This is a genomic window from Rhizobium sp. NFR03, assembly GCF_900111275.1.
Taxonomy (GTDB): Bacteria; Pseudomonadota; Alphaproteobacteria; order Rhizobiales; family Rhizobiaceae; genus Ferranicluibacter.
In genome coordinates, this window is the sequence record NZ_FOGR01000002.1 from 643363 (window position 1) to 660028 (window position 16666).

The 16666-nt window shown below is 61.9% G+C and carries 15 protein-coding genes; 4 read left to right on the top strand and 11 right to left on the bottom strand.

The genetic code is table 11. From position 1 onward, the window contains the following. The first annotated feature begins 67 nt into the window (after positions 1-67). Complete coding sequence (pyrE, locus tag BSG19_RS08305) at positions 68-589, top strand: orotate phosphoribosyltransferase (protein ID WP_092986664.1); 522 nt, start codon at positions 68-70, stop codon at positions 587-589. Positions 590-602: 13 nt separating this feature from the next. On the opposite strand, the gene BSG19_RS08310 is transcribed toward pyrE, so the two are convergent. From BSG19_RS08310 to BSG19_RS08340, 7 genes are all read right to left on the bottom strand, one after another. Continuing rightward, positions 603-884 carry a helix-turn-helix domain-containing protein gene (locus tag BSG19_RS08310; protein ID WP_092986666.1) on the bottom strand — a complete coding sequence of 94 codons (282 nt, stop codon included), beginning with the start codon at positions 882-884 and terminating at the stop codon, positions 603-605. After that, positions 881-1210 (bottom strand): type II toxin-antitoxin system RelE/ParE family toxin, encoded by a 330-nt coding sequence (locus BSG19_RS08315; protein WP_210185383.1) that lies wholly within the window; start codon positions 1208-1210, stop codon positions 881-883. The genes BSG19_RS08310 and BSG19_RS08315 overlap by 4 nt, the downstream gene beginning before the upstream one ends. Positions 1211-1260: 50 nt before the next feature. Beyond that, a complete protein-coding gene (gene edd, locus BSG19_RS08320; RefSeq protein ID WP_092986668.1) occupies positions 1261-3081 on the bottom strand; it encodes a phosphogluconate dehydratase in 1821 nt (606 codons plus the stop codon). A 149-nt stretch (positions 3082-3230) separates the two neighbouring features. Continuing rightward, positions 3231-3929 (bottom strand): 6-phosphogluconolactonase, encoded by a 699-nt coding sequence (pgl, locus tag BSG19_RS08325; RefSeq protein ID WP_092986670.1) that lies wholly within the window; start codon positions 3927-3929, stop codon positions 3231-3233. A 3-nt stretch (positions 3930-3932) separates the two neighbouring features. Beyond that, a complete protein-coding gene (zwf, locus tag BSG19_RS08330; RefSeq protein WP_092986672.1) occupies positions 3933-5408 on the bottom strand; it encodes a glucose-6-phosphate dehydrogenase in 1476 nt (491 codons plus the stop codon). Positions 5409-5501: 93 nt separating this feature from the next. Next, on the bottom strand, positions 5502-6800 hold the full coding sequence (locus BSG19_RS08335; RefSeq protein ID WP_092986674.1) for an NAD(P)/FAD-dependent oxidoreductase: 1299 nt from the start codon (positions 6798-6800) through the stop codon (positions 5502-5504). A gap of 8 nt (positions 6801-6808) precedes the next feature. Further along, the gene (locus BSG19_RS08340) at positions 6809-8245 is read right to left on the bottom strand and encodes a glutamine synthetase family protein (protein ID WP_092986676.1); all 1437 of its coding nucleotides are present in this window, start codon (positions 8243-8245) and stop codon (positions 6809-6811) included. Between the two features lie 137 nt (positions 8246-8382). Between BSG19_RS08340 and BSG19_RS08345 the strand changes: the two genes are divergently transcribed. The 3 genes from BSG19_RS08345 to BSG19_RS08355 all read left to right on the top strand — a co-directional run bounded on the left by BSG19_RS08345 (position 8383) and on the right by BSG19_RS08355 (position 12909). Beyond that, entirely contained in the window at positions 8383-9567 is a 1185-nt protein-coding gene (locus tag BSG19_RS08345) for a BaiN/RdsA family NAD(P)/FAD-dependent oxidoreductase (protein WP_092986678.1), read from the top strand. Positions 9568-9764: 197 nt separating this feature from the next. After that, entirely contained in the window at positions 9765-9917 is a 153-nt protein-coding gene (locus BSG19_RS26000; RefSeq protein WP_170865893.1) for a hypothetical protein, read from the top strand. Positions 9918-10383: 466 nt separating this feature from the next. Beyond that, positions 10384-12909 carry a methyl-accepting chemotaxis protein gene (locus tag BSG19_RS08355; protein WP_092986682.1) on the top strand — a complete coding sequence of 842 codons (2526 nt, stop codon included), beginning with the start codon at positions 10384-10386 and terminating at the stop codon, positions 12907-12909. Between the two features lie 56 nt (positions 12910-12965). Here BSG19_RS08355 and BSG19_RS08360 read toward each other — a convergent pair whose 3' ends face one another. From BSG19_RS08360 to BSG19_RS08375, 4 genes are all read right to left on the bottom strand, one after another. After that, positions 12966-13589, bottom strand: a complete 624-nt coding sequence (locus BSG19_RS08360; protein ID WP_092986684.1) for a LysE family translocator — start codon at positions 13587-13589, stop codon at positions 12966-12968. Positions 13590-13693: 104 nt separating this feature from the next. Next, entirely contained in the window at positions 13694-14512 is an 819-nt protein-coding gene (locus tag BSG19_RS08365) for an ABC transporter permease (RefSeq protein ID WP_092986686.1), read from the bottom strand. Between the two features lie 2 nt (positions 14513-14514). Beyond that, complete coding sequence (locus BSG19_RS08370; protein ID WP_092986688.1) at positions 14515-15426, bottom strand: ABC transporter permease subunit; 912 nt, start codon at positions 15424-15426, stop codon at positions 14515-14517. A 4-nt stretch (positions 15427-15430) separates the two neighbouring features. Further along, positions 15431-16573 carry an ABC transporter ATP-binding protein gene (locus BSG19_RS08375; protein ID WP_092986690.1) on the bottom strand — a complete coding sequence of 381 codons (1143 nt, stop codon included), beginning with the start codon at positions 16571-16573 and terminating at the stop codon, positions 15431-15433. Positions 16574-16666: the final 93 nt, after the last annotated feature.

A 16666-nucleotide genomic window follows, 5' to 3' on the forward strand; every position in this document is an offset into this window, starting at 1 on the left:
ATTCCATGAGGGATTGCTGATGAAGTGGTTGTCGCCTATTGGTGGGTGACCGTGAAGGAGAGCCCGGATGACCGTAGAACTCGCAAGGCAAATAAGCTCCGTTGCAGCACTCGATGGTGTCTTTCACCTTCGGTCCGGTCAGGTTTCGAACCGCTACTTCGACAAGTATCGCTTTGAAGGAAACCCCGGACTGCTCAAGGCCTTGGCCAAAGCCATGTCAAATCTGTTGCCGTCCGATACGGACATCATCGCCGGACTGGAGCTTGGCGGCATCCCGCTGGTTACCGCTCTCTCGCTGGAGACAGGCTTACCCGCAGCGTTTATCCGTAAAACTGCGAAGACCTACGGAACATGTCGCGCAATCGAGGGGCAGGACGTTTCCGGCAAGCGCATCACGTTCATAGAAGATGTCATCACCACGGGTGGAGCCGTCGCGGATGCATATCGCCTGGCAAGGGAGCAGAACGCGACGGTTAGCGCCGTAGTGTGCGCCATTTGGCGTGGAGAGGGTAATCCTTCTATTGCAGGCCTCCCCGATCTGCCTGTTTTTCCGGTTTTCACCCGGGCAGATCTTGAACAGACGGTCTGAGGCCAAGCCGCTGTTAAGCCGCATCCCGAACGAGAACATCGACGTGCAGCCCTACTCTTACAAGCAGGGTCACCAGAACGTCGATCGAAAACAACGAGATTTTCCCTCGCATAAGATCCGAAACACACTGTTGGGTCACTGACAGCCGGTCTGCGGCTTCGACCGTCGTCCAGCCCTCTGCGCGGATATGATGCTCAAGTGCCGCCATTAGTTTCGATCGAAGCTTCAGGTTCTCGGCTTCAGCGGGGTTATCCTCTATCGCATCCCAGACATTTGCAAATGTTTCATTCATCATGGATCAAGTTCCCTGACCAGATCGCGATAGCGTTGCGTCGCCGTGCCCAAGTCCGTCTTGCCTGTCTTTTGTGTCTTCTTCTGGAAACAATGTAGCACGTAAACAGCATCCGCAAACCGGGCGACATAGATCACACGGAAAGCGCCGGATTCATCTCTTATTCTGATTTCCTGGACACCCTTGCCGATGGACGGCATGGGCTTCCAGTCAGAGGGCGGATGTGCGTTCTGCACTTTCTCAAGTTGATAGCCGGCCTCACGCCTGACCGTATCGGGAAAGGCCCGCAGATCTCGGAGACTGTTACCGCAAAACGTGAGAACCTTCATTTCTAAAATATACAACGCCCGGATATTTTAGAAAGTTGGATCAGAGAGACTCAATGAAAAAACACGCTCGCCCCGTGTTCCGCAGCACCCGTCATCGCCCGAAATGGTGCGAACAACTCCCGGCCCATGCCGAATTCATTGCCGTCCAGATCCGCTTCGGCCGGTGCTCGCGCGGCGAGTTCGGTGTCTGACACCAGCACGTTGATCTCACCGGTCGTGGCGTCGAGGCGGATGATGTCGCCTTCGCGGATCTTGGAGATCGGGCCGCCGTCTTTCGCTTCAGGCGTCATGTGGATGGCGGACGGGACCTTGCCGGAAGCGCCGGACATGCGGCCGTCGGTGATGAGGGCGACCATCTGGCCGCGGTCCTGAAGGATGCCGAGCACGGTCGTCAGTTTGTGGAGTTCGGGCATACCGTTGGCCTTGGGGCCCTGGAAGCGCACCACGGCGACGAAATTGCCCTCGAGCTTACCCTCCTTGAAGGCGTCGTTGAGGCTCGCCTGATCGTGAAAGATCTTTGCCGGCGCTTCGATGATGTGGCGTTCCGGCTTGACGGCGGAAATCTTGATGACGGCCTTGCCGAGGTTGCCGGTGAGCATCTTGAGCCCACCCGTTGCTTGAAAAGGCTTGTCGATGGTGGCGAGCACCTTCGGGTCGTGACTGACATCCGGCGCGCGCTCGCGGGCAACTGTGCCGTTCTCACCGAGCTTCACGTCGATCGCATAGGCCTGAAGCCCATGGCCGAAGACGGTACGGACGTCCTCGTGGATCATGCCGGTCTTGAGAAGCTGGCCAATGAGGTAGCCGATGCCGCCGGCGGCGTGAAAATGGTTCACATCGGCCAATCCGTTCGGATAGACGCGGGCAAGCAGCGGAATGATGTCCGAAAGCTCGGAAATATCCTGCCACGTCAGCATGATGCCGGCTGCGCGTGCCATGGCGACGAGGTGCATGGTGTGGTTGGTCGAGCCGCCCGTCGCATGCAGGCCGATGACGCCATTGACGATCGAGCGCTCGTCGATCATCTCGCCGGCCGGCGTGAATTCATTGCCGAGCGCGGTGATGGCGAGCGCCCGTTTGGTGGCCTCGCGCGTCAGCGCGTCACGCAGAGGCGTGCCGGGATTGATGAAGGAAGCGCCGGGCATGTGAAAGCCCATGATCTCCATCACCATCTGGTTGGAATTCGCCGTGCCGTAGAAGGTGCAGGTGCCCGGCCCGTGGTAGGACTTGGATTCCGCATCGAGCAATTCGTCGCGGCCGATCTTGCCTTCGGCGTAGAGCTGGCGCACGCGGGCCTTTTCGTCGTTCGGCAGACCTGTCGTCATGGGGCCTGCCGGAATGAAGACGGCGGGCAGATGGCCGAAGGTCATGGCGGCGATCATCAGGCCGGGCACGATCTTGTCGCAGACGCCGAGATAGACGGTGCTGTCGAACATGTTGTGCGAGAGCCCGATGCCGGCCGCCATGGCAATGAGGTCGCGAGAGAACAGCGACAGCTCCATGCCCGGCTGACCCTGCGTCACGCCATCGCACATGGCGGGCACGCCGCCGGCCACCTGCGCGATGCCGCCCGCTTCCGCCGCGGCCTGCCGGATCATCGCCGGATAGGTCTCGAACGGCTGATGCGCCGACAGCATGTCGTTATAGGAGGTGATGATCCCGAGATTGGGCACGGTGTCTCCCGACAGCGCGACCTTCTCGGAGGGGGAACAGACAGCAAAGCCGTGCGCGAGATTACCGCAGCCGAGCACGGAGCGATGAACGCCCTTGGCGGCCGCATTGCGCACCCGATGCAGGTACAGTTCCCGCGATGGCTTGGAGCGCTCGACGATACGGGCGGTGATGGCTGCGATGCGGGGATCGACGGTCATGGCCTATCCTTCCGGGGCCCCTCGGGCCCCTGTCTCAGATGTGGATCATCGGTATCGGCGCGAACGCGCCGGTTATTTCATGTCTGCGCGACAGACCGGTGACCGGGACGTCGCCTTTCAGGGCGGCAGCCTCCGTTACTGCGCCCGTTTTACGGAGCCCAGTAGATCGCGACCGGTGAGGCGGCGCGCCGCAGGATGGCGCGGATCGGCATATCCGTTTCCGGGCCATCGCTCTGCGCCGTCTCCAGCACCGTCTTCTTGGCGTCGCTCTCGATATGCAGCACCAGAAGCCGCGCATCCTGCAGGCTTGTAAATGTGTATGTCAGCCGTGGCTCGCCGGCCCCATCCGCCTGCATCGTCATCACGCCGCGGGGGGTCTGCGGGTCCAGCGCCTCGGCAAGGCGCGATCCACCGGGAAAGAACGAGGCCGTATGCCCGTCGCCGCCCATGCCCAGCACCACCACGTCGAAGGGACGGCCGATCCTGGCCGTCTGCTTGGTCGCTGTCGCCGCTGCCTCCTCGGCCGTGGCCGTGGGGTAGTAGAGCGGCTCGAAGGCGGCGGCCGAAGCTGCGCCCGTCAGAAGATTGTCGCGCACCAGCTTCTCGTTGGAACGATCGCTGTCCGGCGCGACGAACCGCTCGTCCACCAGCGTCACGGTCACCTTGCTCCAGTCGAGCGAAGCATTCGAGAGCGCCTTGAAAAATGCCTTCGGCGTCGAACCGCCGGACACCGCAATCGAGGCCGCGCCGTTTTCGGAAATACCGGCCGAAAGGGTATCGGCGACAGTCTTTGCCAGGTTTTCGGCAAGAGCTGCCGACGTCTCGAACGTGTTGAGCGTGGATGTCATGGCTCAGACCACTTCGTGCCATGTCCGGCCATCACGCTCGATCAGCGCGATCGCCTGGCTCGGGCCCCATGTTCCGGCAGTGTAGGACTGCGGCTTCTGGCCGACTTCGTCCCAGGCCTTCAGGATCGGATCGACCCAGCGCCATGCGGCTTCGACCTCGTCACGGCGCATGAACAGCGTCTGGTTGTTGCGGATCACGTCGAGCAGCAGCCGCTCATAGGCGTCGGCGCTGCGGGCGTTGAAGGACTCGGCAAAGGTCATGTCCAGCGAGACATTGCGCAGGCGCATGCCGCCCGGGCCCGGATCCTTGATCATCAGCGATTGCTTCACGCCTTCGTCCGGTTGCAGGCGGATGATCAGCTGATTGGCTTCCACGCGGCCGGCGGCATCGTCGAAGATCGAATGCGGGATCGGCTTGAAGGAAATGACGATTTCCGACATGCGGGTCGCCATGCGCTTTCCCGTGCGGATGTAGAACGGAACGCCGGCCCAGCGCCAGTTGTTGATCTCGGCCTTGATGCCGACGAAGGTCTCGGTGTTGGACACGCCGCCTTCGAGTTCCTCAAGGTAACCCTTCACCGGACCGCCGGCGGAGGCGCCGGCCTTGTACTGGCCGCGCACGGTCATCTTCTCGACATTGGCCGAGGTGATCGGTTTCAACGCACGCAGAACCTTCAGCTTTTCGTCACGGACGGCCTCCGCATTCATGGAGGGGGGAACTTCCATGGCGACGAGGCAGAGCAGCTGAAGAATGTGGTTCTGCACCATGTCGCGCAACGCGCCGGCCGTGTCGTAGTAGCCGGCGCGGCTTTCCAGCCCGACGGCTTCTGCCACCGTGATCTGGATGTGGTCGATATAGGACGAATTCCAGAGTGGCTCGTACAGCGTGTTCGCAAACCGCAGCGCCATCAGGTTCTGTACGGTTTCCTTGCCGAGGTAATGATCGATACGGAAGATCTGCTCTTCCTTGAAGACCTTGCCGATCGTGTCGTTCAGCTCCAGCGCGGAAGCGAGATCGCGGCCGATCGGCTTTTCCACCACGATGCGGGTGGTCTTGGTGATGAGCTTGTGGTCACGGATCTTCTCGGAAATGGCACCGAAGATGCCGGGCGCGACGGCGAGGTAGAAGGCGCGCACACGATCCTTTGCCTCGTCCAGCAGCGACTTCAGCTTGTCCCAGCCCTGATCGCTCTTGGCATCGACGGAGATGTAGAAAAGCCGGTCCGTGAATGTCTTGACCTGCGCCTCGTCAAATTCGCCCGCCTTCAGGTGCTCCTTCAGCGCGGCGCGGCCGAACTGCCGATACTCCTCATGCGTCATTGCGGTACGCGATGCGCCGATGATGCGTGTCGGGTCTGTGAGCTGGCCATCGAGCTGGCGGTGGTAGAGGGCAGGAAGGAGCTTCCGCTCGGCAAGATCGCCGGTGCCGCCAAAGACGACATAGTCAAAAGGTTCGACGGGAATGATCTGGCTGCTCATGTGATATCGATCTCTCTCAGGTCGGGGCGTTTTATAATCTAATCGATTTAAAGGCGCTAGTGCTGCGTTGCAAAAAATGCGCCGGGGGGAGGGTCAGAGCTTGTCGCGCAGAGCATACCAAGTGAGCGCTAGGAACAAAAGCGGCGATCGGAAACGGCGTCCGCCGGGAAAGGCGGGAATGCGCAGTTCCTTTAAAAGGTCGAGATCCGAGCCTCTTCCCAGCACGAGATCGGCATAGAGCTTCCCGCAATGGTTTGACAGCATGACACCATGACCGGAGAATCCACCAATTGTGGTGACGCCGGGCATGACCTCGCGAACGAAGGGCTGGCGCGGCATGGTAATGCCGACGGAGCCGCCCCAGGCATGAGTCATCTCGACCTCGGCAAGGTCCGGATAGATCTCGGCGATCTGCCGGCGGATATGGATCGATATGTCGCGCGGATTGTCGGCCGTATAGGCCTCGCGGCCGCCGAACAGGAGACGACCGTCGCGGGACCGGCGGAAGTAGCGCACCACGAATCGGCTGTCGGCAACGGACTCGCCGCCCGGCAGAACAGGCGACGCGTCATCCAGCGGCGCGGTCGCACCGATGAACGAGCGGATCGGCATGACATGCGAGGCCGTCACGGGCTCCAGGGTTCCGATATGTGCGTTGCAGGCGATGAGGGCACGGTCTGCGCGAAGGGTGCCGCGCGGGGTCTCCACAAGCACCTTGCCCTCGGATAGCCGGATGTCCGTGGCATTGGTGTTCTCGAACAGCTGCGCGCCTGCGGCCTGCGCGGCGCGGGCGAGCCCGACCAGCAGCTTCATCGGCTGGATATGGCCGGTGCCGGTGTCGCGGATACCGAGAACGTAACGCTGCGATCCCACGCGTTTCGCCGTTTCCGCCGCGTCCATCATCTGCAGGTGCGGATAGCCGTAATCGCGGGCCATGCTGTCGATATAGGCGCGATAATCTTTTTCGTGCGATGCCTTGTGCGTTACCGAAAGGTGGCCCGGCCGGTACTCCATGTCGATGTCATGGCGCGCGGCAAAGTCGAGAAGGCCTCGCTTTGCATCTTCCGCCATGTCGAAGAGCACTTTTGCTCGTTCCCGGCCATATTGTTTCTCAAGCTCGTCCACTTCGGCACGCTGCCCGGTCCCAAATTGACCGCCGTTGCGACCGGAGGCGCCGTCGCCGAAGCGGCAGGCATCGATGAGCACGACCCGCACCCCGCCGGCGGCGAGATTGTAGGCCGCTTGAAGGCCGGTGAAGCCGCCGCCGATGACGGCGACATCGGCCGTCATGTCGCCGTCGAGCGTCGGGTACACAGGCCGCTCGGCGATGGCATCCTCGTACCACGAGATGCCGGGCGAGATCGGGCTCTGCCACTGTGCCTCGGAGGTCATCGCGCGGCTCACACGTTGAGAAGCAGATATTCCCGCTCCCACGGGCTGATCACCTGCATGAACGTCTCGAACTCGCCCCGCTTCACGCCGGCATAGATGGCGATGAACTCGGCCGAGAACACATCGTGGAAGGCGGGTTCCGCTTCGAGCGCCGCAACCGCCTCGAGAAGACCGCGCGGCAACTCTATCGCCTTGGTGTTGACGGTATCGTCGGCCGGTGCCGTCGGTTCCAGCGCCTGCGTCAGACCGAGATAGCCGCAACCGAGGGAGGCTGCGAGCGCGAGATAGGGGTTGGCGTCCGAACTGGGCAGGCGGTTTTCCACGCGCCGCGCGGCGGGTTCGGAATCCGGCACACGAAACGCGGTCGTCCGATTATCGTAGCCCCAGGCATTGTTGACCGGTGCCGACATGTCCGGCGTCAGCCGGCGATAGGAGTTCACGTAGGGCGCCATCATCGACAACGCCTTGGGGATATAGGTCTGCATGCCCCCGATGAAGTGGAAGAACTCCTTGGAGGGCGTGCCGTCAGCGTTGGAAAACAGGTTGCGGCCGGTATTCACCTCCACGATCGACTGATGGATGTGCATGGCCGAGCCCGCCTGGCTCTGCATCGGCTTTGCCATGAAGGTCGCGTAGATCCCATGCTTCAGCGCAGCTTCGCGAATCGTCCGCTTGAACAGGAATACCTGGTCTGCCAGCTCGATCGGGTCGCCATGCCGCAGGTTGATCTCGAGCTGTGCCGGCCCCTCTTCGTGGATCAGCGTGTCGATCTCCAGACCCTGCTTTTCCGAGAAGTGGTAGATGTCGTCGATCAGTTCGTCGAACTCGTTGACGCCCGCGATCGAGTAGGCCTGTCCGCCCTGGATCGACCGGCCGGAGCGTCCCTTCGGCGGATGCAGCGGATAGTCCGGATCGTCGTTCTTGGCCACGAGATAGAACTCGATTTCCGGCGCGACGACCGGCTTCCAGCCCTTCAGGCGATAGAGTTCCAGCACGTGCTTCAGCACGTTGCGCGGCGTGTAGGGCACGTTCTCACCCTTGGAGCCGGCGATATCGCAGATCACCTGCGCTGTGGGGTCGGTCTCCCAGGGAACGATGGAGAGCGTGGAGAGATCCGGCACGAGCTTGATGTCGCTGTCGCGGCTGTCATAGCGGAAGTCGCCCGTTTCCTCCGGGTACTCGCCCGAAATCGTGTGCCGGTAGATAGCGGAGGGCAGGGCGAGAGAGGTGTTGGAGGTGAACTTGGAGGAGGGCATCATCTTGCCGCGGGGAACGCCGGCAATATCGGGGGTGATGCACTCCACGTCCTCGATGCCGCGAACCTTCAGCCAGTCTGCGGCTTCCTTCCAGGTCTTTACGCCGCGTGGCGCCTGAAGCGCGGACGGGATCTTGTTGCTTTTGCCAGATTTCGTCGTCGTGTTGGCAATGGTTTTCTTCGCAGGCATAAATCACCGGGGTTCCTTCGGATATTGCTTATCATAGACGGTGTTTGACGATTGGCCAGCTTGCAGAGCGCGAAAATGCTGGAGATTGAATGCCGTTGACGTTATCGCGGCATCTCTGATCGAAAAGGAGACGCGACGTGGCAAAGAGCTTCGACGTTGTGATCATCGGCGCGGGCGCGGCGGGAATGATGTGCGCGGCGGAGGCCGGGCGCCGGGGCCGCAGCGTGCTTGTGCTCGATCACGCCAAAGCGCCGGGCGAAAAGATCCGCATCTCCGGCGGTGGCCGCTGCAACTTCACCAACCTCCATACGGCACCTGCCAACTTCCTCTCGCAGAACCCGCATTTCTGCAAGTCGGCGCTTGCCCGCTACACGCCGCGCGATTTCGTCGCGCTCGTCGAGCGTCACGGCATCGCCTGGCACGAAAAGACGCTGGGGCAACTGTTCTGCGACGACACCGCCCGCGACATCGTCCGCATGCTGATGGAGGAGATGAAGGCTGCCTGTGTCGTGCTTCGGCTTGGAGCCGAGATTGGCAGCGTGGACGCCTCCGCCACCGGCTTTCGCGTTGCGCTTGCCGACGAGACCATCGAAGCGCGTGCGCTGGTGATCGCGACCGGCGGCAAGTCGATCCCGAAGATGGGCGCGACCGGCTTTGCCTATCGCATTGCCGAGCAGTTCGGCCTGCCTCTGGTCGAAACGCGCCCGGGCCTCGTGCCGCTGACGTTAGCCGATGCAACGAAAGAAAGCCTGGGCGCGCTTGCAGGTCTCGCCGTCGATGTCCGCGCCGCCTGCGGCAAGACGACATTCGATGAGGCCATGCTCTTCACCCATCGGGGCCTGAGCGGGCCGGCGATCCTGCAGATTTCCTCCTATTGGCGCGAGGGCGAGGACATTCGGGTAGCCTTTGAGCCGCGCACCGATCTGGGCTCCCTGATGAAGGCGGCGCGCCGCACGCAGGGGCGGCAGGCTGTTCAAACCGTTCTTGGCGAACACCTGCCCAAGCGCCTTGCCCAGCATCTGGCCACCGAAGCAGCTCTGCTCGACCGCCCGCTGGCCGACCTTTCAGACAAATCGATCGACGCGCTGGTGGCGCTCGTGTCCGGCTGGTCGCTGAAACCGGCGGGATCGGAAGGCTATCGCACGGCGGAAGTGACGCTGGGCGGCGTGGATACCCGTCATCTCGACTCGCGAACCATGATGGCAAAAACCGTTCCCGGCCTCTTTTTCATCGGCGAATGTGTCGATGTCACCGGCTGGCTCGGCGGCTATAATTTTCAGTGGGCCTGGGCCTCGGGTTTTTCCTGCGGCCAAGCCGTTTGATCTGCAGCATTTCCCGAATGCCGAAAGCGTGAAGGCGCTTCAGCCCTTGTTAACGAAACTGTCCGACCCTACGTGACGAATGGGAACGGATTGTCCCGCAGCGATACGGTTCTCGCATTTTTAACGAGTGCGACAGAAAGTGGCTGGTGGATCGTCTCAACCGGGTCTATTCTCTTCGGACGGAAGGACATGATATCATGAACCAGCATAGCCGACGCAATGCCCGTGCCATCGCCATCGCAAAGGCCGATGACAGCCGTACACAAAGAATTCTCGCGCTGACCTATACGGCCGCCGCTGTCTTGACGGCCGCTGCCATCATTGGTCTCTCGACCCTGGGTTCGTTCTAGTCGGTCGAAGACCGGCGAACGTCCTTCCGGCTGCAATGAGCGTGGCAGCACGCTGTCTTGTGCGAGTGATCGCGTATTTCGATCGCTTTCCGCCTTTTGCGGCTTGACCACCGGCCATCTGCGAATGTCCAAGACATACGGCCCTCCGGGGCCATTTCTTTTGAGGTCGTAGAAATGCTGTGGCAGTCCGTGTGCCATGGTGTTTTGCCATGCCGACATGGCAGGTGCGTGACAATGAGTTGCGCTGCTTACATGAAATTAACGCATCTCGTTCAAGCTGCGCCCATTGAGGAGCAGGCTTGGACGACACGCCCTGAGGGCGGCGGCGTCTTGCAATGATTGCGAAGCGGCTGGCGGCATCCCCGCATTCTATCAGACCATGATGACGGCCTGACATGAAGCGCACCAAAGAAGCCGATGACGGCTTGCAGGAGGCGGATGCAGGCCTGCAAGCCAGGACGCGCCCATGTTCATCGACAAGATCCTTGCCCGCTTCAAGATTCAGACGAAAGTCCTCTTCTTCATCCTCCCCTTCGTCGTCAGTATCTGCGCCGTGGGTCTGACAGGGCTCTATGCGTCCGGCTTGCTGCAGGGGCGCATGGAAATTTCCAATAGCGTGCTTCAGTCGCTGTCCGGCTTTCGCGATGTCTATGCCGGCATGAATGCGTTTCTGACCGATGCGAGCGAACAGACGCGGGACGACGTCGTTCTCAAGATCACCAGCCAGGAGGCCGTGCTCAACGCGACGCGCGCCCAGATGGAAAACAGCGAAGGTGCCAGCCAGCTCGACAGCGCCATCGCCGGCACAGCGAAGATCCGCGAGCGCGTCGGCGAGCTCTGGAAGCTGCATGAGGCCGAGGTCGCGCTGCGCACCTCCATCACCAAGAGCATCCGTCTTCTCCTCTCCACGCAAGGCAAGCTCATCGAGGAGGCGACCTCCGTCGAACAGCGCGTCCGCGACGACGAGACCAAGGCAAAATCCCTCCTGCGCGAGGCCGAGCGTTTGACCGCCTCCAGTGATATCCTCACGGGCCTCACCTCCGATTTCGCCCGAGCACCGACGCCCGAAGCCAAGATCAAGGTGGCGCGCGATGGTCAGGCTGCACTCGATCAGGTCCTCACCCAGATCGGCATGGCGCTTCCGGCCAACCAGAAGGCCGTGGCCGATACCTTCAAGGCCACCATCGGCGAGATCCAGACGCTCGCCAACAATGGCGACCTGAGCGACGAGAACGCGAAGGCGATCGGGCGGCTGGTCGCGCGCTTCCGTCAGGCAAGCATCCAGTTCCAGACGGCCGCGACCGCAACGATGCGCAATGCGACGGCGACCTTTGGCAAGCTCGATGCGCCTCTGATCAAAGCCAACAAGATCCTCGAAAATGCGCGTGCCATCGTGAGCGCCGTTTCCGGTATCCGCCTTGCCGCCAGCAGCTTCCTTGAAACCTCGCAGCAGACCGATCAGGCGCGCCTCACCCGCGAGGTCAATGTCCTCAATCAGGAGGTTCTCAACATCGCGTATACGGCACCGGATATGCCCTTCTTTGCGGGTCTTGCGGCGACCGTGCAGCCCGTGGCCGGCAAGATCAAGGCGGACAGCATGTCCCTGATCGGCGTCAGCGCCCTGCGGCATAAGGAGTTCGCCGACGCGGCAGCCGATATCGACCAGATCTGGCAGCAGCTCGTCGGCTTTGCCGAAGAACAGAAGACCAATGCGGCCATCGAACGCGAGAAGGCCAATCAGGTCTCTGTGTTTGCGACGGCCGGTGGGGTGGTCATCGCGCTTCTCGCCGGCATCGCGCTGGTGCTGACGCTCAAGGGTCCGATCGGCCAGATCACCGCCGCGATGCGACGGCTGGCCGAAGGCGCGCTCGACACGCGCATCGATGGTGACGCCCGCCAGGACGAGATCGGCGACATGGCCCGGGCTCTCGGCGTTTTCAAGGAGAACGCCCTGTCGAAGGTGCGCATCGAGGCGGAAAGCGAGGAGCAGCGGCTGCAGGCCGATGCCGAGCGCAGCCGCAACGACGCCGAAAAGCGATCGATGGACAGCCAGATCGATTTCGCGGTGAGCCAGCTTGCCGCCGGCCTTGGCCGCCTTGCGCAGGGAGACCTGTCACAACAGATCGAGACGCCGTTCAACGGTCGCCTCGAACAGCTTCGCGTCGACTTCAACGGTTCGCTTGTCCGCTTGCAGGATACGCTTCTGCAAATCCGTAACAATGCAGTCCTGATCCAGCGCAGCGGCAACGACATGCACGCTTCGGCTGACAGCCTGTCGCGTCGCACCGAAGCGCAGGCCGCTTCTCTGGAGGAAACCGCCGCCGCCGTCGATCAGATCACGGTGACGGTTCGCTCCTCCGCCGAGCGCGCTCACGAAGCCAACGTCGCCGTATCGCACACCAAGAAGAGCGCCGACAGCTCGGGCGTCGTCGTCACCAATGCCATCTCGGCCATGAGCCGCATCGAGGATGCCTCGCGCCAGATCGAGCAGATCATCGAGGTCATCGATGAAATCGCCTTCCAGACCAATTTGCTCGCGCTCAATGCCGGCATCGAAGCGGCGCGGGCGGGGGAGGCGGGCAAGGGCTTTGCCGTCGTTGCGCAGGAAGTGCGTGAACTCGCCCAGCGCTCGGCCGGTGCCGCTCGCGAGATCAAGGGCCTGATCAACAAATCCACGCTTGAGGTGACCGCAGGTTCGCAGGCGGTCAAGGAAACCGGCGCCGTGCTCGCCTCCATCAGCCAGCAGATCGTCACCGTCAGCCAGCATGTCGACATGATCGCCACCGCCAGCCGCGATCAGGCCTCAGCCCTCCACGAGGTCAACGGCTCCGTCAACCAGATGGACCAGATGACCCAGCAGAACGCCACCATGGTCGAGGAAGCCACGACAGCCAGCCGAAACCTCGCCGAGCAGGCGGACACCCTGATGCAACTGGTCGAACAGTTCCGACTGGAGTCTGCGACCGGCCACCGCATGGGGAGGGCGGCCTGAGGCATGCCTATGCGATGGAACGCGCATAGGGCATTTCCGGTTTGGCGGGACACGCGCTATGGCCGCGACAACAGCAGACGAATGCCTGCCGCGCCGAAGGCAAGCGCAAGGGCACCTTCGACCCACCGCCTGCAACGCAGATAGGCACGTCCCATCATGCCGGTCGAGAAGACGAGCGCATAGCCCAGGAATACCACGAGGCCGAGGACGGCGCATCCTGCGAGGATCGCCACCAGCGTCGTGGAGGATGCGTCAGGCCCGAGACCCAGCGTCATGATCGCGATCCATCCGAGGATGGCTTTTGGATTGGTCAGGTGAAGCAGCAGACCGCGGCGATACAGGTCTATGGGTTTTGCGTCATCAATCGTTCCGGCACTCCGTGAATGCACCGCAAGGGCCGATCGGCCTGCCTTCACAGCAAGGAAAAGCAGGTAAAGACCACCCGCGATCTTGAGGACGAAAATGGCGCCGGCAAAGGTCGTCAGGACGGTGGAAATGCCCGTGGCGGCCAGCACGGCCCAGAACAGACTGCCGGTCATGATGCCCAGCGCCAGAAAGACGGCAGGGGCTCGTCCCTGCTGCATGGCAACGCCCATGATGGCCATGTTGCTTGGGCCGGGGCTGGCGGCGGCGAGCAGATAGGCGACATAGACGAGACCCAGATGATGAAGCTGCACCATGTTCACGGGAGGTTTCCTTCAAGGTCTCTCACCGAATGACTGGGAGAGCCGATTTCGCAGACGATCGAGAGAGGTTCTCGTTTAGCAGTTTCACGCCCGCGAACTTACCCCACAGCAAACGCCGCCCGCTCATCCCGTTCCCGCTGGATCTGCTGGCGGCGGGAGACAATGGAGGCGATGAGGACGCCGGTGGCGACGATGCCGATGAGGATGGTGCAGGCGGCGTTGATCTCGGGCGTCACGCCGAGGCGCACCTGGCTGTAGATCTTCATCGGCAGGGTGGTCGCGCCGGGGCCGGAGGTGAAGCTGGAGATCACGAGATCGTCGAGCGACAGGGTGAAGGCAAGAACCCAACCGGAGAAGACGGCGGGTGCGATGACCGGCAGCGTCACCTGAAAGAACGTCGCGGTGGGCGTTGCGCCGAGGTCGAGAGCTGCTTCCTCGATCGACCGGTCGAAGCTTGCCAGCCGCGACTGGATGACGACGGCGACGAAGCACATGGTGAAGGTGATGTGCGCGATCGTCAGCGTCCAGAAGCCGCGATCAAAGCCAATCGCGACGAACAGCAGCAGCATCGACAGGCCCGTGATCACCTCGGGCATGACGAGCGGTGCATAGATCATGCCTGAGAACAGCACCCGTCCGTGAAAGCGCTGGTAGCGCGTCATGGCGAGAGCCGCGAGCGTGCCGAGCACGGTTGCGACCGTGGCCGAGAGGAGGCCGACGCGCACCGTGACCCAGGCGGCATCCATCAGCGCCTGATTGCGGAAAAGCTGCCCGTACCACTGCGTGGAAAATCCGGCCCAGACGGTAACGAGCTTCGAGGCATTGAACGAGAAGATCACCAGAAGCACGATTGGCAGATAGAGGAAGGCGAAGCCGATGACGATGGAGGCGATGTTGAAGCGGGACCAGCGGTTCATGGCTATCGGCCCTCGCGATCGAGGCGCGACTGCGCATTCTGGAAGAACATGATCGGCACCACGAGGATCATCAGCAGAATGGCGGCGACGGCCGAGGAGACGGGCCAGTCCCGGTTGGCGTTGAACTCGTTCCAGAGCGTCTTGCCGATCATCAGCGTCTCCGAGCCACCGAGCAGATCGGGAATGACGAACTCGCCGACGGCGGGAATGAAGACCAGCAGGCAGCCGGCGACAACGCCCGGAAGCGACAGCGGGAACGTGATGCGCCAGAAAGCCGATATCGGCGTGCAACCGAGATCCTGTGCCGCTTCCGTCAGGCTGTGGTCCATCTTTTCCAGCGCCGAATAGAGCGGCAGCACCATGAAGGGCAGGTAGGAATAGACGATGCCGATATAGATCGCTGTGTTGGTGTTGAGAATGATCAGGGGCTGGCTGATGATCCCGGTCGACAGAAGAAGCTGGTTGAGCAGACCTTCCGGCTTGAGGATAGCGATCCAGGCATAGACGCGGATGAGGAAGCTTGTCCAGAACGGCAGGATGACCAGCATCAGCAGCGTCGGGCGCAGGGTCGCAGGCGCTCTCGCCATGCCATAGGCGATGGGATAGGCGATGAGCAATGTCAGTGCTGTCGAGATCAGGGCGATGGTCAGGCTGGAGATGTAGGCGTTCGTATAGAGCGCATCCTCCGTCAGCCAGACATAGTTGTCGAAAGAAAATTGCCTGACATTGTCGATGAAGCCGGAAAGACCGTCCGCCCAGGCGAAGACGGGGAGGTACGGAGGCATGGCGACAGCGGCTTCCGAAAGCGAGATCCGCAGCACGATGACGAACGGAATGAGGAAGAAGACCAGTAGCCATGCATAGGGGATGATGATCACGAGACGATTGACGATGGCGGGGAGCAGCCTGTTCATTGGCTCAATCCTTCAGCACGACGCCGGCATCCCGGTCGAACGAGATCCAGACTTTCTGGTCGTAGCCGAGCGGATCCTCGACCGCGCGTACCGCATTCAGCGATGATGCCTTGACGACTTTGCCGCTGTTCAGCTTGACGTGGTAGACGGTCATATCGCCGAGATAGGCGATATCCCAAAGCTCGCCCTCGGCCGCGTTCACGGCGTTTCCGGTCGGCATCTGGCGACCAACACGGATCTTTTCAGGACGAATGGCGAAGCCTGCCTTGGCGCCTTCGCCCGGATGCGCGCTGCTGGCGGCCTCGATGGCAAAGCCCGCATCTGCCTCGATGCGGATTTCGGAGGCCTGCGCCCGCGAAACCGTGCCGTCGAAAATGTTCACGTCGCCGATGAAGTCGGCCACGAAGCGCGAGTTTGGCGCCTCGTAGATTTCGGCGGGCGTTGCCACCTGAACGACCTTGCCATGCGCCATGACGGCGATGCGGTCGGCCATGGTCATCGCCTCTTCCTGGTCGTGCGTCACGACGACGAAGGTGAGGCCGAGATCCTGCTGCAGGTCCATCAACTCGAACTGGGTTTCCTCGCGCAGCTTCTTGTCGAGCGCGCCGAGCGGTTCGTCGAGCAGCAATACCTTCGGCTGCTTGGCGAGCGACCGGGCGAGTGCCACGCGCTGGCGCTGCCCGCCGGAGAGCTGGTGCGGCTTGCGCTTGGCGAACTGCTCCATCTTCACGAGCTTCAGCATCTGCGTCACGCGTTCGGCGATGGCCGGCTTCGGCATGCCATCCTGCTTCAGCCCGAAGGCGATGTTGGCCTCCACCGTCATATGCGGAAACAGGGCATAGGACTGGAACATCATGTTGACGGGACGGCGGTAGGGCGGAATGCCCGCAAGGTTCTGCCCGTCGAGAATGATCTCGCCCGAGGTCGGCTGTTCGAAACCGGCAAGCATGCGCAGCAGCGTCGATTTTCCGCAGCCGGACGCGCCGAGGAGTGCATGGAATTCGCGCGTGTAGATATCGAGCGAGAGATCGTCGACCGCGACGAAATCGCCGAAGCGCTTTGTGACGTTACGAAAGGAGATGAAGGGTTTGGACGAGGGGTCTGTCCAGGGAGAAAAGGAGCGGCGAATGCTGCCAAGAGACTTCATGAAAGGGTTCCCGATAGGCCGCAGGGCCGGATGAGATGAAGAGAGGACGCCGCAGGATGGAAAATGCCCGGAACTGACGAGAACCGGGCATTG